Source organism: Coprococcus sp. OM04-5BH (assembly GCF_003482105.1).
Lineage (GTDB): Bacteria > Bacillota > Clostridia > Lachnospirales > Lachnospiraceae > Coprococcus.
This window is the reverse complement of record NZ_QULM01000001.1, coordinates 312,063-330,936: the sequence shown is the minus strand read 5'-3', so window position 1 is coordinate 330,936 and position 18,874 is coordinate 312,063. Positions and strand designations below refer to the sequence as shown.

The window sequence follows — 18,874 nt, the reverse complement described above, 5'->3', positions numbered from 1 at the left end:
GATCGATATGTGATAGAAATTATCATATGTTGAGATGTGGAAGGCTTCTTTTATTTATTAGAATCTTATTTTGAAAATATATATGGCAGCTTTTGTAAATTAGTAAATTTGCACCATGGCTTTTTAGTAAATTGAGATTGATTAGAAATAATATAAGTAATATAATGATTTCGTGTGTAATTTTACAGGATTTTTAATCAGATGTGCCAGGTTTAACTAATATTGCAGATTAGTGTTAATATTAATTCGAAAAAATCTGACATGATATTAAGTCAACAGGAGAAGAAAAATGTTTTTAACTGACACCATATGTGCCATTGCAACAGGAATGGGAAATGCGGGTATAGGAATAATCAGAATAAGCGGTTCAGAAGCCATAAATATAGCTTCAAAGGTCTTTAAGCCTGCAAATGATAAAAAGGTTGTTAAGACCATGAAGAGCTATACTGCGGCATTTGGTGGTGTGTATGACGGAGATAATATGATAGATGAGGGAATACTTCTGCTTATGAAGGGTCCTCATACATATACCTGTGAGGATGTATGTGAGCTTCAATGTCATGGAGGTGTCCATGTGTTAAAGGAGGTTCTGGAGGCTGTTATAAAAGCAGGAGCAAGAATCGCTGAACCGGGTGAATTCACCAAGAGAGCCTTTCTAAACGGCAGGATAGATATGTCACAGGCAGAGTCGGTTATGGACATAATAAATGCCAAGAATGATTTCGCAGTGAAATCCTCTCTCGTCCAGTTAAAGGGAGAATTAAAAGACAGGATAACAGAGATGAGAGATACCATACTCTACAATACAGCATTTATAGAATCGGCATTGGATGATCCGGAACATTATAGTTTGGAGGGTTATCCACAGAAGCTGCGTGTTATTGTGGATAACATGGTTGATAATGTTGATAAATTGTTAGCTACTTATGACAACGGAAGAGTCCTGAAGGAGGGGATAAAGACTGTGATCGCCGGTAAGCCAAATGCCGGAAAGTCCTCACTTTTAAACCTTTTACTGGGGGAAGACAGGGCTATAGTAACTGAGATAGAGGGAACTACCAGGGATACTCTTGAGGAAGTTGTCAACATTAACGGAATAATATTAAATATTGTAGATACAGCAGGAATAAGATCAACAGATGATGTTGTGGAAAAGATAGGTGTGGATAAAGCTCTTAAGAATGTGGATAACGCAGACTTAATTCTATATGTTGTAGACGGCTCAAAACAGTTAGATGATAACGACAGCCAGATAATAAGCCACATTAAGGGCAGAAATGTTATCACAGTGATCAATAAATCAGACCTTGATGTAGTTGTGGATAAGTTGTTGATAAGTGAAGAATTACCTGGTGATATAATAGAAATCTCAGCAAAATACGGTGACGGAAAGGAAGAATTGTATAACATTCTCAATGACAAATTCTTTTCGGGACAGTTACAGTACAATGATGAATTGTACATCACCAACAGTCGTCACAAGGATGAGCTTATAAAGACCAGAGAAAGTCTTTCAAAGGTTATAGAAAGTATAGACATGGGAATGGAGGAGGATTTCTTCTCAATAGACCTTTTAGATGCCTATGAACATCTTGGCATGATACTCGGTGAAACCATGAGAGACGATCTGGCAGATAAAATATTTGAAGAGTTCTGTATGGGAAAGTAAAAAAAAATTGGAGGACATGGAAATGCCTTATTTAGAGGAAGAATATGATGTGGTTGTAGTTGGTGCAGGACATGCAGGCTGTGAGGCTGCCCTGGCGTCAGCAAGACTTGGATTAAATACAATAATATTTACAGTGAGTATGGACAGCGTTGCCATGATGCCATGTAATCCCAATGTAGGAGGAAGCTCCAAGGGACATCTTGTAAGGGAGCTTGACGCTCTCGGCGGTGAGATGGGCAAGAACATTGATAAGACATACATCCAGTCCAAGATGTTAAATTCATCTAAGGGACCTGCTGTACACTCTCTCCGTGCCCAGGCTGACAAGAAGAATTATTCGGCAGCCATGAAGGAGACTCTTGAGAACACTGACAATCTTACCTTGAGACAGGCAGAGGTTTCGGAGCTTATATTGGGTGAGGACGGAAGAAGTGTTGTGGGTGTTAAGACATTTTCAGGTGCCATATACCATGCAAAGGCAGTTATCCTTGCCACAGGTACATATCTTAAGGCGAGATGCATATATGGTGATGTGGTAAATCATACAGGACCAAACGGACTTATGGCTGCAAATCACCTGTCCCAGTCAATGAGTGACGTGGGAATAGAGATACGAAGGTTTAAGACCGGTACGCCGGCAAGACTTGATAAGAGATCCATTGATTTCACCCAGATGGAGGAGCAAAAGGGTGATGAGCATGTAGTGCCATTTTCATTTACCAACACAGAGGACGATATAAAGAGAGACCAGATAAGCTGTTGGCTTTGCTATACAAATGAAGAAACCCATGAGATCATAAGGAATAACATAAGCCGTTCACCGTTATTTTCAGGGGTGATCGAAGGAACAGGACCAAGATACTGTCCTTCCATAGAGGACAAGGTCATGAAGTTCCCTGACAAGAACAGACATCAGATATTTATCGAACCTGAGGGTGAGAATACAAATGAGATGTACATGGGCGGAATGTCATCTTCTCTTCCGGAGGACGTGCAATATGCAATGATAAGGAGCATGAAGGGACTTGAACATGCGAAGATCGTGAGAAATGCCTATGCCATCGAGTATGACTGCATAAATGCCATTAACCTTAAGCCTACGCTGGAATTTAAGGATGTGGCAGGCTTGTACGGAGCAGGACAGATAAACGGCAGCTCAGGTTATGAGGAGGCTGCTGTACAGGGACTTATGGCAGGTATAAATGCTGCCCTTAAGATACTCGGAAGAAATCCTCTCGTGCTTGATAGATCCCAGGCATATATCGGAGTCCTTATTGATGATCTTGTCACAAAGGAAACCAGGGAACCTTACAGAATGATGACCAGCCGTGCCGAGTACAGACTGCTGTTAAGACAGGATAACGCAGACCTGAGACTTACGGATATAGGTCATGACATAGGTCTTATAGATGATGAAAGATATAAGAAGTTCTGCCATAAGAGGGAGCTTATCAACAGTGAGATAGACAGACTTGATAGTACAATGGTAGGGGCAAATAAGAGTATACAGAAGTTCCTTACATCTATGGGATCCACAACTCTTAAGACTGCCGCAAGCCTTTCAGAGCTTATCAGAAGACCTGAGCTTTCTTATGAGGCGATAGCACCTATCGATCCTGAGAGAAATGAGCTTCCGGAGGATGTTATCGATCAGATCAATATATCCATTAAATACAAGGGATATATTGATAGGCAGAAGGAACAGGTAAATCAGTTCAAGAAGCTTGAAAACAGAAGGATACCTGAGGATATTGACTACAATGATGTTACAAATTTAAGGAAAGAGGCAAGGCAGAAGCTTATGCTCATAAAGCCTGAGAACATAGGACAGGCAAGTCGTATATCAGGCGTAAGCCCTGCGGATGTTACAGTGCTCCTTATTTATCTTAAGTCGAGAAAGTAACAGGAAATGGAAAAAAGTATGGAATTATTAAAGGATATATGTGGACAGTTTGGAGTGGAACTGAATGATGAGCAGATCAGTCAGTTCAATATATATTATGAAATGCTTATTGAGTGGAATAAGGTAATGAATTTGACCTCCATAACAGAGAAGAAGGATGTAATGTATAAGCATTTTGCAGACAGTCTTCTTATTGCTAAGTTTAAAGATATGAAAGAACCTTTGAAGGTTATAGACGTTGGAACAGGTGCAGGATTTCCGGGAATACCCCTTAAGATAGCTTTTCCGGAGCTTAAGATAACTCTTATGGATTCCCTTCAGAAGAGACTTACATTTCTTGATGAGGTGATCAAGACCCTCGGAATTACCGATATTGAGACAGTTCATATGAGAGCTGAGGATGGCGGTAAGAATATGAAATACAGGGAACAGTATGATCTTGTGGTTTCAAGGGCAGTATCAGCACTGGCAGCATTATCAGAGTTCTGCCTGCCATTTGCAAAGGTAGGGGGATACTTTATTCCTTACAAATCAGTTGCCCTTAATGAAAATGATAAGGAAGAAATGCAGAGTGGAAAGAAGGCAATCCGTATCCTTGGAGGACAGGTGGAGAACATATTCACTACAAATATTCCTGAGATCGACGCAGAGAGAAAGTTTGTATTTGTGAAGAAAATTCAGTCTACGGATATGAAGTATCCAAGAAAAGCAGGTACGGTTACAAAGAAGCCGTTGGCGTAAAAAAAGAAAACCTGAAAAGGTTTTCTTTTTTTGTAAATATATTCTTTTTATGTCTTATCAGTCTACTGCCAAAGACAGGTAATATAGCTGATACTTCAATCCAAAATTAAGTGGTCGTTTATGAAATTTATAAAATAAATTCTTGATAAAACTAATATATTTTATTTGTTGTGACGCTTTTCTTTACGTCTCTCGCGGATCTCTTCCTGCTTTATATTGATCTCTTCAATACCTGATTTATCAATAGGCTTTATAGTCTTAACTATATAGTATCCTTCGTTATCCGGCTTGAATTTAATCTTTCCACAGAAATAACCGTGGTGCCAGCATTTTCCAACGCTTATGTATGATGAAGGGCTGTTGGCAAACCATTTGATTTTCTTAGTGACCTTCTTATTACACTTGTAACATCTTACCTCAGATACCTTCGGATCATCGAGAGCTTCCTGTTTGGTTTTAAAGGTTCGTGTAATATATTCATACATATTGTTGTGTCTGTCAGTAATCTCGTCCTTAATATCCGATGGATGGATATAAAGATCAAAAGAATATTGATTGTTGATATTTTTTGGTTTCATTGCTTTCATAACCAGAGCAGTATATTTTGAATCGTTGAGAGCTGAGTGAAATGGCATATCTTCAGGAATATTGAGTTCAGATACAGCTTTTTCAAGCTTGCTTACACTAGCACTCCTCTTATCCTTACCTGATGCCTTGTCAGCATATATCTGCTGCAGGTTAATGAACTTCACAGGACGTGGTAACTTAGGCATATAGTAGAAATCCATATTTGTCTGAAGCTCTGTAAGATCCATAGGACCCCAGGTACAGAACATGTAATCATCACCACACCATTTTAGAAATTCATTGCAGACTTCTTTGAAACCACGACCCTTGGTGTTGAGGTCATATTCATCATAATTTAGTATAGAACGAATCTTTGAATGAAGTTTCTTATATATTCTCGGTCGTACAAGGCTGCAATATTCATCAATTATATTGAAGTTCTTGTCTACCTTGACAGCACCAATTTCTATAATTTCAAAAGGCATTCGCGGATGTTCTCCCATGTGACCTGAGTAGCTTTGATTCCATTCCAGGTCCATAACTATATAATTCATAAAAGAAATCCTCACGAGTATTAAAAAATATGCACCTGGCGGGATTCGAACCCACGACCTTCCGCTTAGGAGGCGGACGCTCTATCCTACTGAGCTACAGATGCATCAACTTTATAAGTTTACTATATATTTTTGAAAATGTAAATACCCTGTGGGATAATATACTATCATTATATATTTAATAACATAATATATATATATATTACCAAATGTCAAATGATATACAATCACTTTTCGGGTAAAAGATTTTGTCTTAAGTTATCCATACTTTTACAATACAACAAGACCCTGAAGCCATACAACACCTTTAAATCTTCTTCCTACAGCCGGTTCACCCATAAGGTCTTCTTTACTTATGGCTATGGTCATGGCAATATCATTTGTCTGAACAGTAAGGATATAAATATGTTCACCAGTAAAGGAATTAACCTTTTCCTCAACCTTTAAGATGTTTCCGATAAGGGAGTAGTGCTCTGTCTCAATACCGTATGGCATGAAATTCGTATCAACTATAGAAAGGATATCCTCATGTCTGACTCTTTTATTTATCAGGGAATAGGTGTCCATATCATCCAGCGTGAGACTTTCCAGGGCAGTCTTGTCTCCCTGCCTTGCAGCCTCCAGGAGTTTGCTTCTATTTGCCTGGTTAATTCCGGATTCTTCAGCATGTCCGGAATCTTCCTGAGGAGATATGTTTAGTATTATCTTTCCCTGGGTTGAAAGGGCAGACAGATAAACCTTGTTCATGTACAGATTTGATACATTGAGCCAGGTTGTGTGTTCATATTGGGCTATATTTCTAAGGAAAAATATTAGTGTCATGCCAAGCTCGTATGAATCGCTTATACCTGCAAATGCTTCTTTGTCGCCATGTTTTTCAATATATATACATTCCTGATTGGTGAGCTGATCCGATGTCACATAAGGAAAATAATGCTCTATGGAGAGAGAACCGTCTGCAGCAATCTCTCCAACCAGAGACAAACCAAAGCCGTCACCGAAATCTCTGTCTAACTGGATAATCTTGGTATCAGCACTGACAGAGGTAACGGTCTTTCTTGTAGGCTCGGCTAAAACTTTTCTATATACGGGCTCAAGCAGCATTCGGGATGTAATTTTTGAAAATCCAATAGCTCGCAAATAACTATGCATGCATTACCTCCGATATTATTTCTTCTCAAGCTTTTCCTTGCCACCCATGTATGGACGGAGAACTTCAGGTATTCTTACGGAACCATCTGCCTGAAGGTTGTTCTCAAGGAATGCAATAAGCATTCTAGGTGGTGCAACAACAGTGTTATTAAGGGTATGAGCAAGGTACTTATTACCATTTGAATCCTTAACACGGATCTGAAGTCTTCTTGCCTGTGCGTCACCGAGATTTGAACAGCTACCAACCTCAAAATACTTCTTCTGACGAGGAGACCATGCCTCAACATCAAGAGACTTAACCTTAAGATCTGCAAGATCACCTGAACAACATTCGAGGGTTCTTACAGGAATATCTAATGAACGGAAGAGGTCTACAGTGTTCTTCCATAATTTATCAAACCACATCTTGCTCTCTTCCGGCTTGCAGACAACAATCATTTCCTGCTTCTCAAACTGATGTATTCTATATACACCACGCTCCTCTATACCATGAGCACCTTTTTCTTTTCTGAAACAAGGAGAGTAGCTTGTGAGGGTCTGTGGAAGCTGATCCTCAGGGATGATCTGGTCGATAAACTTACCGATCATTGAGTGTTCTGATGTACCGATAAGGTAAAGGTCTTCGCCTTCAATTTTATACATCATAGCGTCCATTTCTGCGAAACTCATAACGCCTGTAACTACATTGCTTCTGATCATGTATGGAGGAATACAATATGTAAATCCTCTGTCAATCATAAAGTCTCTTGCATATGATATAACTGCTGAGTGAAGTCTTGCAATGTCTCCCATTAAATAGTAGAAACCATTACCTGCAACTCTTCTTGCTGAATCAAGATCAAGACCATTTAAGCTTTCCATTATTTCTGAATGATAAGGAATTTCAAAGTCAGGAACAACAGGATCACCGAACTTCTCGATCTCTACATTTTCAGAATCATCCTTACCGATAGGAACAGAAGGATCAATGATATTAGGAATAACCATCATGATCTCCTTGACTTTAGAATCAACCTCAGGCTGTAATGACTCAAGCTCTTTAAGTCTTGATGCCTGTGCAGCAACCTGCTTCTTAACTTCTTCAGCTTCTTCCTTTTTGCCCTGTGCCATTAAAGCTCCGATCTGCTTTGAAAGAGTATTTCTCTTGGCACGAAGGTCATCAGCTTCCTGCTTTATTGCCCTTGACCTGGCATCCAGTTCAATAACTTCATCAACAAGTGGAAGCTTGCTGTCCTGAAATTTGTTCTTAATGTTCTGTTTTACTACGTCTGGATTTTCTCTTAAAAACTTAATGGCTATCATCTTTCTTCTCCTTGTATAAAATAGTATTACCAAATTAATCTAATAATAAACTTGATATATAATTAAAATTATTGACTATAGTCAAAAAACTATATATAAATCATCTGAAATATTAATTAAAAATATTAGCTGAAAGTATCAGTTAAAAATATCAGTTAAAATAATAGTTAAAAAATATAGATAAACCAAATTATTAACTTTCAATAATCTCTGAAATTTCTTCATCAAGCGTTTTGGCTCGCTCAATAGCCTCTTTTTCTTCTTCAGATAAGGCTACATAGGACTCTCCCTTGATGATTTCTTTTGCGTAATTAAAGCAGCCTTCTCTTGAGTGCATACAGTTAAGTACAACACCATTATTGTCACTGTCGAGAAGAGCAAGTGCGAAGCTTAGGCTTCCACCCATACCCTCAAAGGCATCATATTTTACCAAAGCAACCTTACTTATACAGTTTCCCAGGTATTCTTGTATTTCCTTGTGCTCCTTTGTAAGTCGTCTGGAATTATTCTTAACGGCGTCCATTTCTGCAAATCTCTTCATTATTATATCTTCAAGATCAGCACCTGAGGTTCCGTTAAGTAAAATACTGATTTCCTTGTTTCGCTGCTTCATATTGGCCATAACATAAAATAATAAAACAAATAATATAACTATCAGAATAAGCAGTATTATTAGTATGTAGGCCGGATCAATACCTATTTTACTTAGTATTTTACTGTTCATACTATGCCACCTTATCTGTTTATGGAATATAACATCTCAGTTATACGATCAAGCTCGTCCTGAGAGTAGTAATCAATTTCAATCTTACCTTTGCCGTTATTCTTTGCTTTTATTGAAATCTTGGCACCTAGTATATCCTTTAATCTTGTTTCAAGTTCTGAGTAGAATACACTCAAGTCTTTCTCTGCCTGCTTCTCAGTTTCCGGCTTATTGGTTTCTTCTAATTGCTTTAATACCTTCTTGACAAATGCTTCTGTTTCTCGGACACTTAAGTTCTGATCAAATATAGCCATTGCCACTTCATACTGAAGCTCTTCATCTTCAATGGGAACAAGAGCACGTACATGTCCGGTTGTAAGCATACCGTCTATAACCATCTGGCGAACCTTATCACATAACTTCAATAATCTTAACGAATTAGTGATGGTAGAACGGCTTTTTGAAACTCGTTCTGCAACCTCATCTTGTTTGAGATTGTACTCATTTATAAGACTTTCATATGCCAGAGCTTCTTCAATAGGGTTAAGATCTTCTCTCTGTATATTCTCAATAAGAGATATCTCCATTATCTCCTTAGGAGTGTAATCTCTGATAACTACAGGAACTTCTTTAATCCCGGCAATTCTTGCTGCCCTCCAACGACGCTCACCTGCAATTATTTCATAATATTTATCTTTCTTAGTTACGATCAGGGGTTCCAATACACCAAATTGTTTGATGGATTCCGCCAGTTCATTAAGGGCATCTTCATCAAAATTCTTTCTTGGCTGTCCATGGTTTGGTTCAATTTCGGTAATCTTAAGAGTTTTCTCAACCTCTTTAACAACCTCCTTGACTACTTCCTTTGTGACAGTTTTGGTTACAGTATTCTTACCTGATGACTTGTTATTTGAAGAACCAAAATCATCGGTAGGAATAAGATCGGAAAGACCCTTGCCTAATCCTCCTCTTTTTACTGCCATTTAAAATACTCCTTTGTTCAATTTTAATACTGGTTAGCTTAACAGTATTTGATTTAAGGTTAATACTATTATGTTTAAGTAAGCATTTAAACTCAATACTATTTATATTAAGTAGGCATTTAAGCTCAATATAATCTAAACTAAATACATTTGAATAATATTAAGTTTAATCAGTCTGTTTCTAATAGCGTTTAAGTTTAATGTTAATTAGCATAATAAGTGATTAGCCATAATAAACGTTTAAATTTAATATTGTTTGATAAAATATTGACTTAAACTGTTACAATGTCATTCTCAATTATTTCGTCTGCAAGCATCATATAGTGCTCTGCACCGGCTGACTTTGGATCATATATAATAATAGGAAGTCCATAGCTTGGTGCCTCTGCAAGACGAACATTTCTAGGAATAACGGTATTGTAGATATTTTGTGTAAGATTTTCACGAACATTTTCCACAACCTGAGCTGACAGATTTGTTCTTGAATCATACATTGTAAATACTACACCCTCAATCTTAAGGGTTCTGTTAAGTTTCTTTTTAATAAGATTTACAGTATATATAAGCTGTGATAAGCCGTCCAATGCAAAAAACTCACATTGTATTGGAACTAAAACAGTATTTGCAGCAGTTAAGGCATTTACTGTCAACATTCCAAGTGCAGGTGGACAATCAATAATAATGAAATCATACTTTGACTTCACCTTCTTGAGGTTGTTCTTAAGAATATGCTGCATATCCTCCATACCCACAAATTCTACCTCTGCTCCTGCCAATTCACGGCTGGCGGGTATTACATTCAGGTTTGGAAAGACATTTATAAGCATACACTCACCAATATTGCACTGGTCAGTCATCATATCATATACAGTGTAGCCAAGATCATTCTTATCTATACCAAGACCACTGGTCATATTGCCCTGGGGATCAAGGTCAACCGCAAGAACTCTCTTTCCTTTCTTAGCCAGACATGCTGCAACATTTATTGCAGTTGTGGTTTTGCCAACACCACCCTTCTGGTTAGCTACAGCAATAATTCTTCCCACGTTATCTCTCCTTTATTGTGTTGGCTCTATAAGTTAGTAGTAGAGTTATTATGTTCTTATGTATAGAATGTTTCACGTGAAACATTTTATATAATGAGAACTATAAACAATGCTTGTATATTATAGCACTTATAAATTGTTTCTTCTATATTAAATACTACTAAAATGAAATTATTTTTGCTAAATGTTTCACGTGAAACATTGATGATTAATTCAAACTTAAATAGGTTTCAGATAAAAAATATATAATGAAAAATTTAAATAATTTTACAATAAAGTATAGATGGTAAAAATATCAAAAACCAATATGTACTACTACATGTTAAAGAAAAAATATCAATATTCAAAAATTAGCACATGAATGTTTCACGTGAAACACTATTATAAAATGTGATCCCCGGATTTATTTAAAATATAAATCCGGGGATCCTTTGACATTGTTAAATAATCATTATATTTATTGTTAATATTTTATTCTGTATTATTTTTGTTGCAATATAGTTGAGTTTAATTTATTACATTGCTTCCGGTGCCTGAATACCTAATAATTCAAGTGCGTCAGATAATGTCTTCTTTGTAAGGTATGTGAGCATTACTCTGGCATTCTTGACATTCTCCTCAGGTACATTTATTCTTGTTGAGTTGTAGAACTTGTTAAATGCCTGAGCAACATCAACGGAAAATCTTGCAACGATTGATGGCTCATACTTATCAGCAGCGTCAAGAACAACCTTAGGAAATCTGTTGATTTCCTTAAGAAGGAAGATTGCGTCCGGTTCTGTGATTACTGAGAAATCAACTTCATTAGATGGGTCAAAGTTTTCTGCAAGTCTTACAACACTGGAACATCTTGCATGTGTATACTGCACATATGGACCGGTCTCGCCGTCGAAGTTAAGTACCTTATCCCAACTGAATGATACATCCTTAATTCTTTGATTATATAAGTCGTTGAATAATACTGAACCTACACCAACCATCTTGGCAACCTCTTCCTTGTTTTCAAGGTTAGGACTCTTCTCTGTAATTATTTCAAGACTCTTTTCAATGGCGTCATGAAGAATATCCTCAGCATATATAATGTTGCCGTTTCTCGTAGAAAGCTTAGCTCCTTCAAGACTTACAAGTCCGTAAGGAATATGAACTAACTGGTCCTTTGCCCATTCATTTCCAAGAAGCTCTACTACCTTGAATACCTGTGCGAAATGAAGCTTCTGTTCCTGACCGGTCACATACAGACATTTGCAGAAGTTGTAGGTCTTCTTACGGTAGAAGATTGCCGCAAGGTCTCTTGTGGCATATATTGAGCTTCCGTCCTTCTTTGTGATTATACATGGAGCCATGTCATACTCTGAAAGGTCAACGATCATTGCACCTTCACTTTCCTTCAGTAAGCCGGCTTCTGTTATCTTGTCAACAACCTCCTGACACTTATCTCTGTAGAAGCTTTCTCCTAAATAGTAATCAAAGTCTACTCCAAGAAGATCGTAGGTTCTCTTATATTCAACAAGGCTTATATCCTTGAACCATTGCCAGATTGAAAGGGCTTCCTCATCACCATGTTCCATCTTGGCAAACCATGCCCTTGCTTCATCTACTAATTCAGGGTTCTTGTCAGCTTCCTCATGGAATTTAACATATAATTTCATAAGCTCTGAAATTCCGTCTTTTTCTACGGCTTCCTTGCTTCCCCATGCCTTGTAAGCCACGATGAGCTTACCAAACTGTGTACCCCAGTCACCAAGGTGGTTAATTCTAATGGCATTGTATCCAAGCTTAGAGAAGATCTTGTAGAGTGAATTACCAATGATAGTAGTTCTGAGGTGACCTACATGGAAGTTCTTGGCTACGTTAGGAGATGAGTAGTCAAGGCAGATATTCTTGCCTTCACCTATATCTGATCCACCAAAGTTCTCGGAATTTGCTGCTTCTATCATTGACTTAACAAATACTTCTGTCTTAACGAAGAAGTTAAGGTATGCACCCTTTACTTCAATCCTGTCAAGGTAATCCACATCGCCTATAGCTTCCTTAATGTCTGCTGCAATCATATTAGGAGCTTTGTGCATGGTCTTGGCAAGTCTGAAACAAGGAAATGCAAAGTCACCCATTTCAGGCTTAGGTGGTATTTCAATAGTAGCTGAAATATCTTCCTTAGACATTCCTTCTATCTGCGCTGCAAGTAAATCAATAATTTTGTTTTTCATAATGATATCCTTTCGTCATATCCAGCCTGCAGTAATTTAATAACAAGGCCTGGTGAATTTATTTAAAATATAATAAAATACAAAATTTATACGTACTTATCTATAAAGAACAATTGATCAACGTATAAAATTAAAGTAAAAATAAAAGTGTTATTACATCCACATATACTAATTAAAAAATGTAATACAGCGTAGTGTATGTTTATAAGCTGTAGTATGAGTATATATTATATAAGAAAAAAGCTTACATGATATATCAACAGAACATATGTTCTACATACTTATCAATCCTGATTTATAGGAAATGAAAATCTTACATTTGTACCACTGATAATGTCACCATCAATACTGAAGGTTCCCTTCATAAGGAAAATGATCTCCTGTATTCGATGGAGACCGCTGTACCAAGGGGCTGTATGGGTGTAGTTTGTGTCGATTCCTATGCCGTTATCATTGATATATACATCTATAAGGCGGCTGCTTATATATATATTTGCAGTGACCTTATTGGCATTGGAGTGCTTGAACACATTGTTCATAAGCTCGTCTATTATATATATCAGGTTGATGGTCACAATTTGCGGAATTTTAATGTCATAGTCAGGGCAGTCAACCTTGTATTCAATCATACATTCCTTATGGGTATCAGATAATTCCTTGAATTTATCCGACAGAAGAGTCCATACAGGTTTGCTGGTATCCGGTTCATTTGTCAGTTCAAATAATACTGAGTCAATGGATTTTGACAACTCATTGTTGGCTTCGATCAGTTCATCAAGAGTTACCTTAGCCCGGTTCACGTCAGATTTAATCATCCATGAGAGGATATCAAGCTTGTTTTTATTCCCCTCAAAGGATGCCCTTATCTTGTCATTTATTTTTATGGCAGTGATCTGACGGAAATATCTCTCTAACATGAGTATCCTTAAGCCATGGTTGATGTCCTGTTTAAGCAGTTCTGAAGAATGCTCTTTATCAGCCTTTTCAAGAGCTTCTTTTTGTTCCCTAAGCCTTTCCTCAGCTTCCTTAAGAGCTTTTTTGTCGTTCTGTTCAAGGACATTCTGGGCAAGCAGAGAATCTATTACTTTGTTGGATGAGCTTAAGGAAGAAATACGGGCTTTAAGCTCATCAATTTCTTTCTCAAGGCCTGTGATCTTTTCACTGAGGGATGACTTTACCTCTTTGAGATCCTTAAGGTTCTGCTCTATCTGGGTGTATTTTTCCTCATTTGTGGTTGGATCAACTGCAAATGGTGAAAATACGTTGTGACTGCTGGTATTTCTGAAGGAGTATATTTCCAGAGTCCTTGTCAGCTCATCAATCTTTATCTTTAACTCAAATTCTTCGGTCTTAAGGGACTGAACTTCCTCAAGCTTTGATATAAAGTCATGGTTGAAATACTCAATCATATCTTTATTGGATTGCTGAATAGTCTTCAAGCTGTCTGCTGTGGACATTTCTGTATTTGTATCCATGTTGATATACTCCTTTCTCTTATGTTCTTCCTATATAAATTAAATTCATGTGTATCCGGAAGCAGTATCTGCACCTTAAGTTCCGGTCTTGTGGCAAGCTTACTTGTTTGCTGATCTTGAACTATCGGAGGTTCTCTTGTTTGTTGGATTTGTATTTCTGTAAGCTGTATTGCTTGCAGGTCTTGGTCTTCCTGATGAAGGTGAACTGCCGTTTTTCTTTTGCTCAGACAACTTCTTCTGCATACGTCTGGCTTCATATTTCTTCTCACGTTTTTTGGTGACTATGATAGCATATATAACACACACGACAACAATGAAAAATACAACTAAGAAGATGATCAGGATTATCTGTAGAATACTGATCTGCTTTGAAACCGCAGTCTTTTCATTTGCAGGTTTAACCTCCACATTGTCATAGTCTGAGTCTATAGATGTCTCGGTGGCGTTCTTAAGAGAATAGTCAACGGAGGCGGTTACAGGCACGTATGCAAGCACTTCATTATTGTATTTAAGAACAATATTTGCCACGGTATAAACATTTTTGGTGGCCTCCACAGGAGTACTCAGGTACTCTATGGAGGTGTTTATATTGCTCTGTGAGTTATTGCTGTTAAATGCCAGCGAAAAATCCTTGTCGAATGATAATGAAATACATTCCTCAGGGATAGCAAGGGTATTTATAAGGTATTCACATGCCTTACTGTTGTCTGTGCTGTTTATGGTGTAGTCACTTAACGGATTCACATATGAATAGTTATTGAAGCAGTAATTGTCTATGGCTTTGGTGTCTGAGTAGGTCTTTGAGGCACCATCACAATTCATGAGAACCGTAATAAGCTCAAGATCACCCTTCTTGCTCCAGGTAACCAGCGTGTTCTTGGCAAGCACGGTGTACCCGGTCTTGCCGCCTTCAAAATATTCATAATAATATGAACTGGAATCGTATATCATACGACAGTGCATCCACAGGTTACGCTCTTCCTCACAGATATTTGTAGGAGGTATAACGTAGTGCTCAGTGGAAGCTATCTTTCTTAATTCGTCATATTTAAGGGCTTCCCTGGTGATAAGAGCCATGTCATAGCAGGTGGTGTAATGGTTCTCGTCAAAGAGTCCGTTTGGATTCATGAAATGAGTATTCTTACATCCAAGCTCCGCTGCACGTTTATTCATCATCTCAACAAATTTGGAGCTGTCACCTTGACCCATTTCTTCAGCAAGTCCAAGGGCAACTTCATTTGCAGATTCAAGCATAAGGGCATAAAGACCCTGTTCAAATGTAATCTGTTCACCCTCCTGAAGACTTATGCTGCTGCTTCCCGGCTCAATGCCGTAGATAGCCTCGTGGGACATGGTCATAACCTTGTTCATGTCTATGCCGCTCTCAAGAGCCATAAGGATGGTCATCATCTTGGTGGTACTGGCAGGGTATGCTTTGTTAAATGCATTCTTCTGATAGAGTATGCTTCCTGTTTTGGCGTCCATGACTATTGCCTGTTGTGACACAAGATCCGGAAACCTGGTAGGATCATCAGGATACTCTGTGGTTTCAAGATATTCAGAAGTTGCTTCCTCGGAGTCGCCTTCCTCTGAGGTGATGTTTTCTTCTGCATGGGAGATATGTGCAGTCATACCCAGCGAACACATGGTAAACATCAATAATATAAATACAACACCAAGAACTGCGTGTCCGCAGTTAGTGGTAGAAAATAGTTTTTTTAAAATCCTGATCATTAAATAAGCCCCCACAAATTGTCTACTTGTCTCTGTACGCCACTAAACGGTTGATCGGCGTGCCCATTGCTGAGAATTTTGTTTCATACTCTGTCATAATGTTGCCTTCATTGTACTCAGAGTTATGAAGATCATAGGTGTAATTAAGCAGCTTCCAGCCGGCAAGGGGAACCTGTTCCAGTGAAAAATCAAACAGATCACGATTGTCAGTCTTAAAGATAACCTGTCCATCCGGAATGAGTATCTTGTCGTAGAACCCGAAGAAATGGGTGGATGTCAGGCGTCTCTTGGCATGTCTGTCCTTAGGCCATGGATCCGAGAAGTTCAGGTATATTCTTGATACCTCGTCTGTATCAAATACTTTCTCTATATATTCTGCGTCCATGCGGATGAAGTAAAGATTGTGCATATCTTCCTCGAGCTCTCTCTTCTCAAGGGCACGGAGCAGCACGCTTGAATACTTTTCTATACCGATATAGTTAATGTCCGGATTGCGTCTGGCAAGCTCCATGATAAACTGTCCCTTGCCCATGCCGATCTCTATATGGATAGGGTTATCATTGCCAAAAACTTCGTGCCAGCGGCCTTTCATGGTCTCCTCATCATGGATAACGTAGTCGGTGGCTGCTATCTTTTCACGGGAGCCTTTTACATTTCTTAATCTCATATATTTACCAAATGATATAGTATCATTATTATCCTTGTTCAATAAATTCAGTACATTGCAAATATACATAGAAGCAATGCACACCTACCCATAATCATATCATAATAGGAAATCATATTCAAACATTATTAATGCTTCCGGAAAGCAAAATGTATTAAAAATAAAACAAAAAATCTATTGATTTATTATTAAAAGATGGTATAATCGGTGAAGTAGTTCTGAGAAAAACAGTCGAAAAATGCAGTAAACTTTGAAATAAAAATATTTCAAAAAAAAATAAAAAAAGTACTTGCATTTTGAAAATGACTGTAGTATAATCCTATATGTTGTCGGGCAGAACTGCTGAAGACAATAAGAAATACGGGCCGCTAGCTCATTTGGTAGAGCACCTGACTCTTAATCAGGGTGTGCGGGGTTCGAGCCCCCGGCGGCCCACTAATTTGGACTTGACTATGAATAATCATGGTTGGGCCCATTTTTTTGTGCAAAAAAATTCTGGAGTATAAAAAGCCGTCATGTGGAAGCTTGTACAGGTACAATTTCCAGGTGACGGCTTTCGGTTTATTATTTTATTTTATCTTATTTAAGCCTCTTTAAGATCTCGAGAGTATATTCCCAGGTTCGTTTTACACTTTCCACATCCATGGATTCATTTGTAGTGTGGATATCTTTCATGTCAGGCCCGAAGGAAACGCAATCAAGGTCAGGTATCTTGCCTGCAAATAAACCACATTCTACTCCGGCATGTAATGCCTGGATGACAGGCTCTCTTCCATATTGCTCTGTGAATATATCTTTCATAAGGTCTCTGAGAGGAGAGTCCTGACGATACTCCCAGGCAGGGTAGTCACCGGTAAGGGTCACATAGCCTGACAAAAGCTCAGTGAGACTGGTGATCTTATCCAGCATTTCCTGCTTTCTGCTGGCAATGCTGCTCCTTACACAATAGCTGAGGACAACCTCTGTGTCGGTGGTCTTTAATATTCCAAGGTTTAATGAGCTTTCCACAAGGCCTTTTATGTTGGAGCTCATACCCTGTATTCCGTAAGGCATGTTCACAAGGGCAGCTATCACACGGTTTGTTGAAATGTTATCCATCATATCATTTGCAGCTGCTTCGGATGATGAATCTGTAATTTCTGCGGCAACCTTTATATCTGGGTCGGACACTACATACTCATGCTTGAACAGGTCTTCCATATGGGAGACACAATCCTTAACTGTCTGTATATCGGATTCATTTACAGCAATAACAGCTACAGCTGTTTTAACAATGGCGTTGTCCTTAAGTCCCCCCTCTATGGATACGAGATTGAAGGATAACTTCCTATTTAACGTATAGAGGATACGGCCAAAGAGGATATTTGCATTTGCCCTGTTCTTGTCTATCTCTACGCCGGAATGACCGCCCAGAAGTCCTGATATATTAATGGACATAAGTGTCTTGTCTGCGGCAGGAATGAAACTTACAGGAATGTGGCTTGCGGCAGTTACACCACCGGCACAGCTTACCAGCAGATAGCCTTCATCCTCTGAATCAAGGTTAAGCATGATCTTTGACTTTAATGGACTACAGTCAATGGCGGCGGCACCTAACATGCCTATCTCCTCGTCAACTGTGAATACTGCCTCAAGAGGCGGGTGCGGTATGTCGCTGCTGTCAAGGATTGCCAGGGCATAGGCAACGGCAATTCCGTCATCGCCTCCCAGGGTAGTGCCATTTGCAGAGATAATACCATCCTTAAGAACAAGCTCCAGACCGTCACGTTCAAAGTCGATATTGCAATCCTTGCCCTTCTCGCATACCATATCCATGTGTCCCTGGAGCATTACCGGGGCAGAAGCCTCGTATCCCGGGGTTCCGTCCTTGAATATAATCACGTTGTTTGACTGATCCTTTATGTATCTAAGATCGTGTTCCCTGGCAAATGTTACCAGATAGTCGCTGATCTTTTTGGTGTTTGATGAGCCGTGGGGGATAGAGCATATTTCCTCAAAATACTCGAATACCTTATGGGGTTCCAGTGATGATAATACTTTCATGTGTTTATACATCTCCTTCTATGATAAATTTATTGACCTGTTATGTGACTGTTTAAGATCTGCATATAATTCGTTAAGAAATCTCAGACAGTTTTTTTATAAATAGATGGTATAATTATATATCATAG

At 38.5% G+C, this 18,874-nt stretch carries 14 protein-coding genes and 2 tRNA genes; 4 read left to right on the top strand and 12 right to left on the bottom strand.

Annotation, left to right across the window (positions count from 1 at the left end; translation table 11 throughout):
• Nucleotides 1-289: 289 nt before the first annotated feature.
• Genes mnmE through rsmG form a run of 3 tightly spaced genes read left to right on the top strand, consistent with a single transcriptional unit; the run spans nt 290 to nt 4,313 of the window.
• Entirely contained in the window at nt 290-1,669 is a 1,380-nt protein-coding gene (gene mnmE / locus DXB54_RS01420) for a tRNA uridine-5-carboxymethylaminomethyl(34) synthesis GTPase MnmE (protein ID WP_118694027.1), read from the top strand.
• 22 nt (nt 1,670-1,691) lie between these two features.
• A complete protein-coding gene (mnmG, locus tag DXB54_RS01415; protein WP_021937867.1) occupies nt 1,692-3,572 on the top strand; it encodes a tRNA uridine-5-carboxymethylaminomethyl(34) synthesis enzyme MnmG in 1,881 nt (626 codons plus the stop codon).
• A gap of 18 nt (nt 3,573-3,590) precedes the next feature.
• Nucleotides 3,591-4,313: a 16S rRNA (guanine(527)-N(7))-methyltransferase RsmG gene (gene rsmG / locus DXB54_RS01410; protein WP_021937868.1), complete on the top strand. Its 723-nt coding sequence runs from the start codon at nt 3,591-3,593 to the stop codon at nt 4,311-4,313.
• 161 nt (nt 4,314-4,474) lie between these two features.
• On the opposite strand, the gene DXB54_RS01405 is transcribed toward rsmG, so the two are convergent.
• The 11 genes from DXB54_RS01405 to trmB form a co-directional block, all read right to left on the bottom strand.
• Complete coding sequence (locus tag DXB54_RS01405; protein ID WP_021937869.1) at nt 4,475-5,434, bottom strand: 3'-5' exonuclease; 960 nt, start codon at nt 5,432-5,434, stop codon at nt 4,475-4,477.
• A gap of 30 nt (nt 5,435-5,464) precedes the next feature.
• Nucleotides 5,465-5,538 (bottom strand) — tRNA-Arg (locus DXB54_RS01400).
• A gap of 166 nt (nt 5,539-5,704) precedes the next feature.
• Entirely contained in the window at nt 5,705-6,586 is an 882-nt protein-coding gene (locus DXB54_RS01395; protein WP_118694026.1) for a DUF3881 family protein, read from the bottom strand.
• A 15-nt stretch (nt 6,587-6,601) separates the two neighbouring features.
• Nucleotides 6,602-7,888, bottom strand: coding sequence for a serine--tRNA ligase (gene serS / locus DXB54_RS01390; RefSeq protein WP_118694025.1), 1,287 nt, complete (start codon nt 7,886-7,888; stop codon nt 6,602-6,604).
• Nucleotides 7,889-8,081: 193 nt separating this feature from the next.
• Entirely contained in the window at nt 8,082-8,612 is a 531-nt protein-coding gene (locus DXB54_RS01385) for a DUF4446 family protein (RefSeq protein ID WP_021937872.1), read from the bottom strand.
• Between the two features lie 11 nt (nt 8,613-8,623).
• Nucleotides 8,624-9,574, bottom strand: coding sequence for a ParB/RepB/Spo0J family partition protein (locus DXB54_RS01380; protein WP_021937873.1), 951 nt, complete (start codon nt 9,572-9,574; stop codon nt 8,624-8,626).
• 272 nt (nt 9,575-9,846) lie between these two features.
• Entirely contained in the window at nt 9,847-10,620 is a 774-nt protein-coding gene (locus DXB54_RS01375; RefSeq protein WP_021937874.1) for a ParA family protein, read from the bottom strand.
• A 515-nt stretch (nt 10,621-11,135) separates the two neighbouring features.
• On the bottom strand, nt 11,136-12,827 hold the full coding sequence (gene argS, locus DXB54_RS01370) for an arginine--tRNA ligase (protein WP_118694024.1): 1,692 nt from the start codon (nt 12,825-12,827) through the stop codon (nt 11,136-11,138).
• A 284-nt stretch (nt 12,828-13,111) separates the two neighbouring features.
• The gene (locus DXB54_RS01365; RefSeq protein WP_021937876.1) at nt 13,112-14,302 is read right to left on the bottom strand and encodes a hypothetical protein; all 1,191 of its coding nucleotides are present in this window, start codon (nt 14,300-14,302) and stop codon (nt 13,112-13,114) included.
• Nucleotides 14,303-14,401: 99 nt separating this feature from the next.
• Complete coding sequence (locus DXB54_RS01360) at nt 14,402-16,036, bottom strand: D-alanyl-D-alanine carboxypeptidase family protein (protein ID WP_021937877.1); 1,635 nt, start codon at nt 16,034-16,036, stop codon at nt 14,402-14,404.
• Nucleotides 16,037-16,058: 22 nt separating this feature from the next.
• Nucleotides 16,059-16,703, bottom strand: coding sequence for a tRNA (guanosine(46)-N7)-methyltransferase TrmB (gene trmB / locus DXB54_RS01355; RefSeq protein WP_118694480.1), 645 nt, complete (start codon nt 16,701-16,703; stop codon nt 16,059-16,061).
• A gap of 362 nt (nt 16,704-17,065) precedes the next feature.
• Here trmB and DXB54_RS01350 point away from each other — a divergent pair.
• Nucleotides 17,066-17,138, top strand: a tRNA-Lys gene (locus DXB54_RS01350).
• Between the two features lie 144 nt (nt 17,139-17,282).
• Here DXB54_RS01350 and DXB54_RS01345 read toward each other — a convergent pair.
• A complete protein-coding gene (locus tag DXB54_RS01345; protein ID WP_021937879.1) occupies nt 17,283-18,746 on the bottom strand; it encodes an aminoacyl-histidine dipeptidase in 1,464 nt (487 codons plus the stop codon).
• Nucleotides 18,747-18,874: the final 128 nt, after the last annotated feature.

What these genes read in the sequence shown, in the direction of transcription:
- mnmE (WP_118694027.1), top strand. Translation starts at nt 290, where the DNA reads ATGTTTTTAACTGACACCATATGTGCCATTGCAACAGGAATGGGAAAT.
- mnmG (WP_021937867.1), top strand. Translation starts at nt 1,692, where the DNA reads ATGCCTTATTTAGAGGAAGAATATGATGTGGTTGTAGTTGGTGCAGGA.
- rsmG (WP_021937868.1), top strand. Translation starts at nt 3,591, where the DNA reads ATGGAATTATTAAAGGATATATGTGGACAGTTTGGAGTGGAACTGAAT.
- DXB54_RS01405 (WP_021937869.1), bottom strand. Translation starts at nt 5,434, where the DNA reads ATGAATTATATAGTTATGGACCTGGAATGGAATCAAAGCTACTCAGGT.
- DXB54_RS01395 (WP_118694026.1), bottom strand. Translation starts at nt 6,586, where the DNA reads ATGCATAGTTATTTGCGAGCTATTGGATTTTCAAAAATTACATCCCGA.
- serS (WP_118694025.1), bottom strand. Translation starts at nt 7,888, where the DNA reads ATGATAGCCATTAAGTTTTTAAGAGAAAATCCAGACGTAGTAAAACAG.
- DXB54_RS01385 (WP_021937872.1), bottom strand. Translation starts at nt 8,612, where the DNA reads ATGAACAGTAAAATACTAAGTAAAATAGGTATTGATCCGGCCTACATA.
- DXB54_RS01380 (WP_021937873.1), bottom strand. Translation starts at nt 9,574, where the DNA reads ATGGCAGTAAAAAGAGGAGGATTAGGCAAGGGTCTTTCCGATCTTATT.
- argS (WP_118694024.1), bottom strand. Translation starts at nt 12,827, where the DNA reads ATGAAAAACAAAATTATTGATTTACTTGCAGCGCAGATAGAAGGAATG.
- DXB54_RS01365 (WP_021937876.1), bottom strand. Translation starts at nt 14,302, where the DNA reads ATGGATACAAATACAGAAATGTCCACAGCAGACAGCTTGAAGACTATT.
- DXB54_RS01360 (WP_021937877.1), bottom strand. Translation starts at nt 16,036, where the DNA reads ATGATCAGGATTTTAAAAAAACTATTTTCTACCACTAACTGCGGACAC.
- trmB (WP_118694480.1), bottom strand. Translation starts at nt 16,703, where the DNA reads ATGAGATTAAGAAATGTAAAAGGCTCCCGTGAAAAGATAGCAGCCACC.
- DXB54_RS01345 (WP_021937879.1), bottom strand. Translation starts at nt 18,746, where the DNA reads ATGAAAGTATTATCATCACTGGAACCCCATAAGGTATTCGAGTATTTT.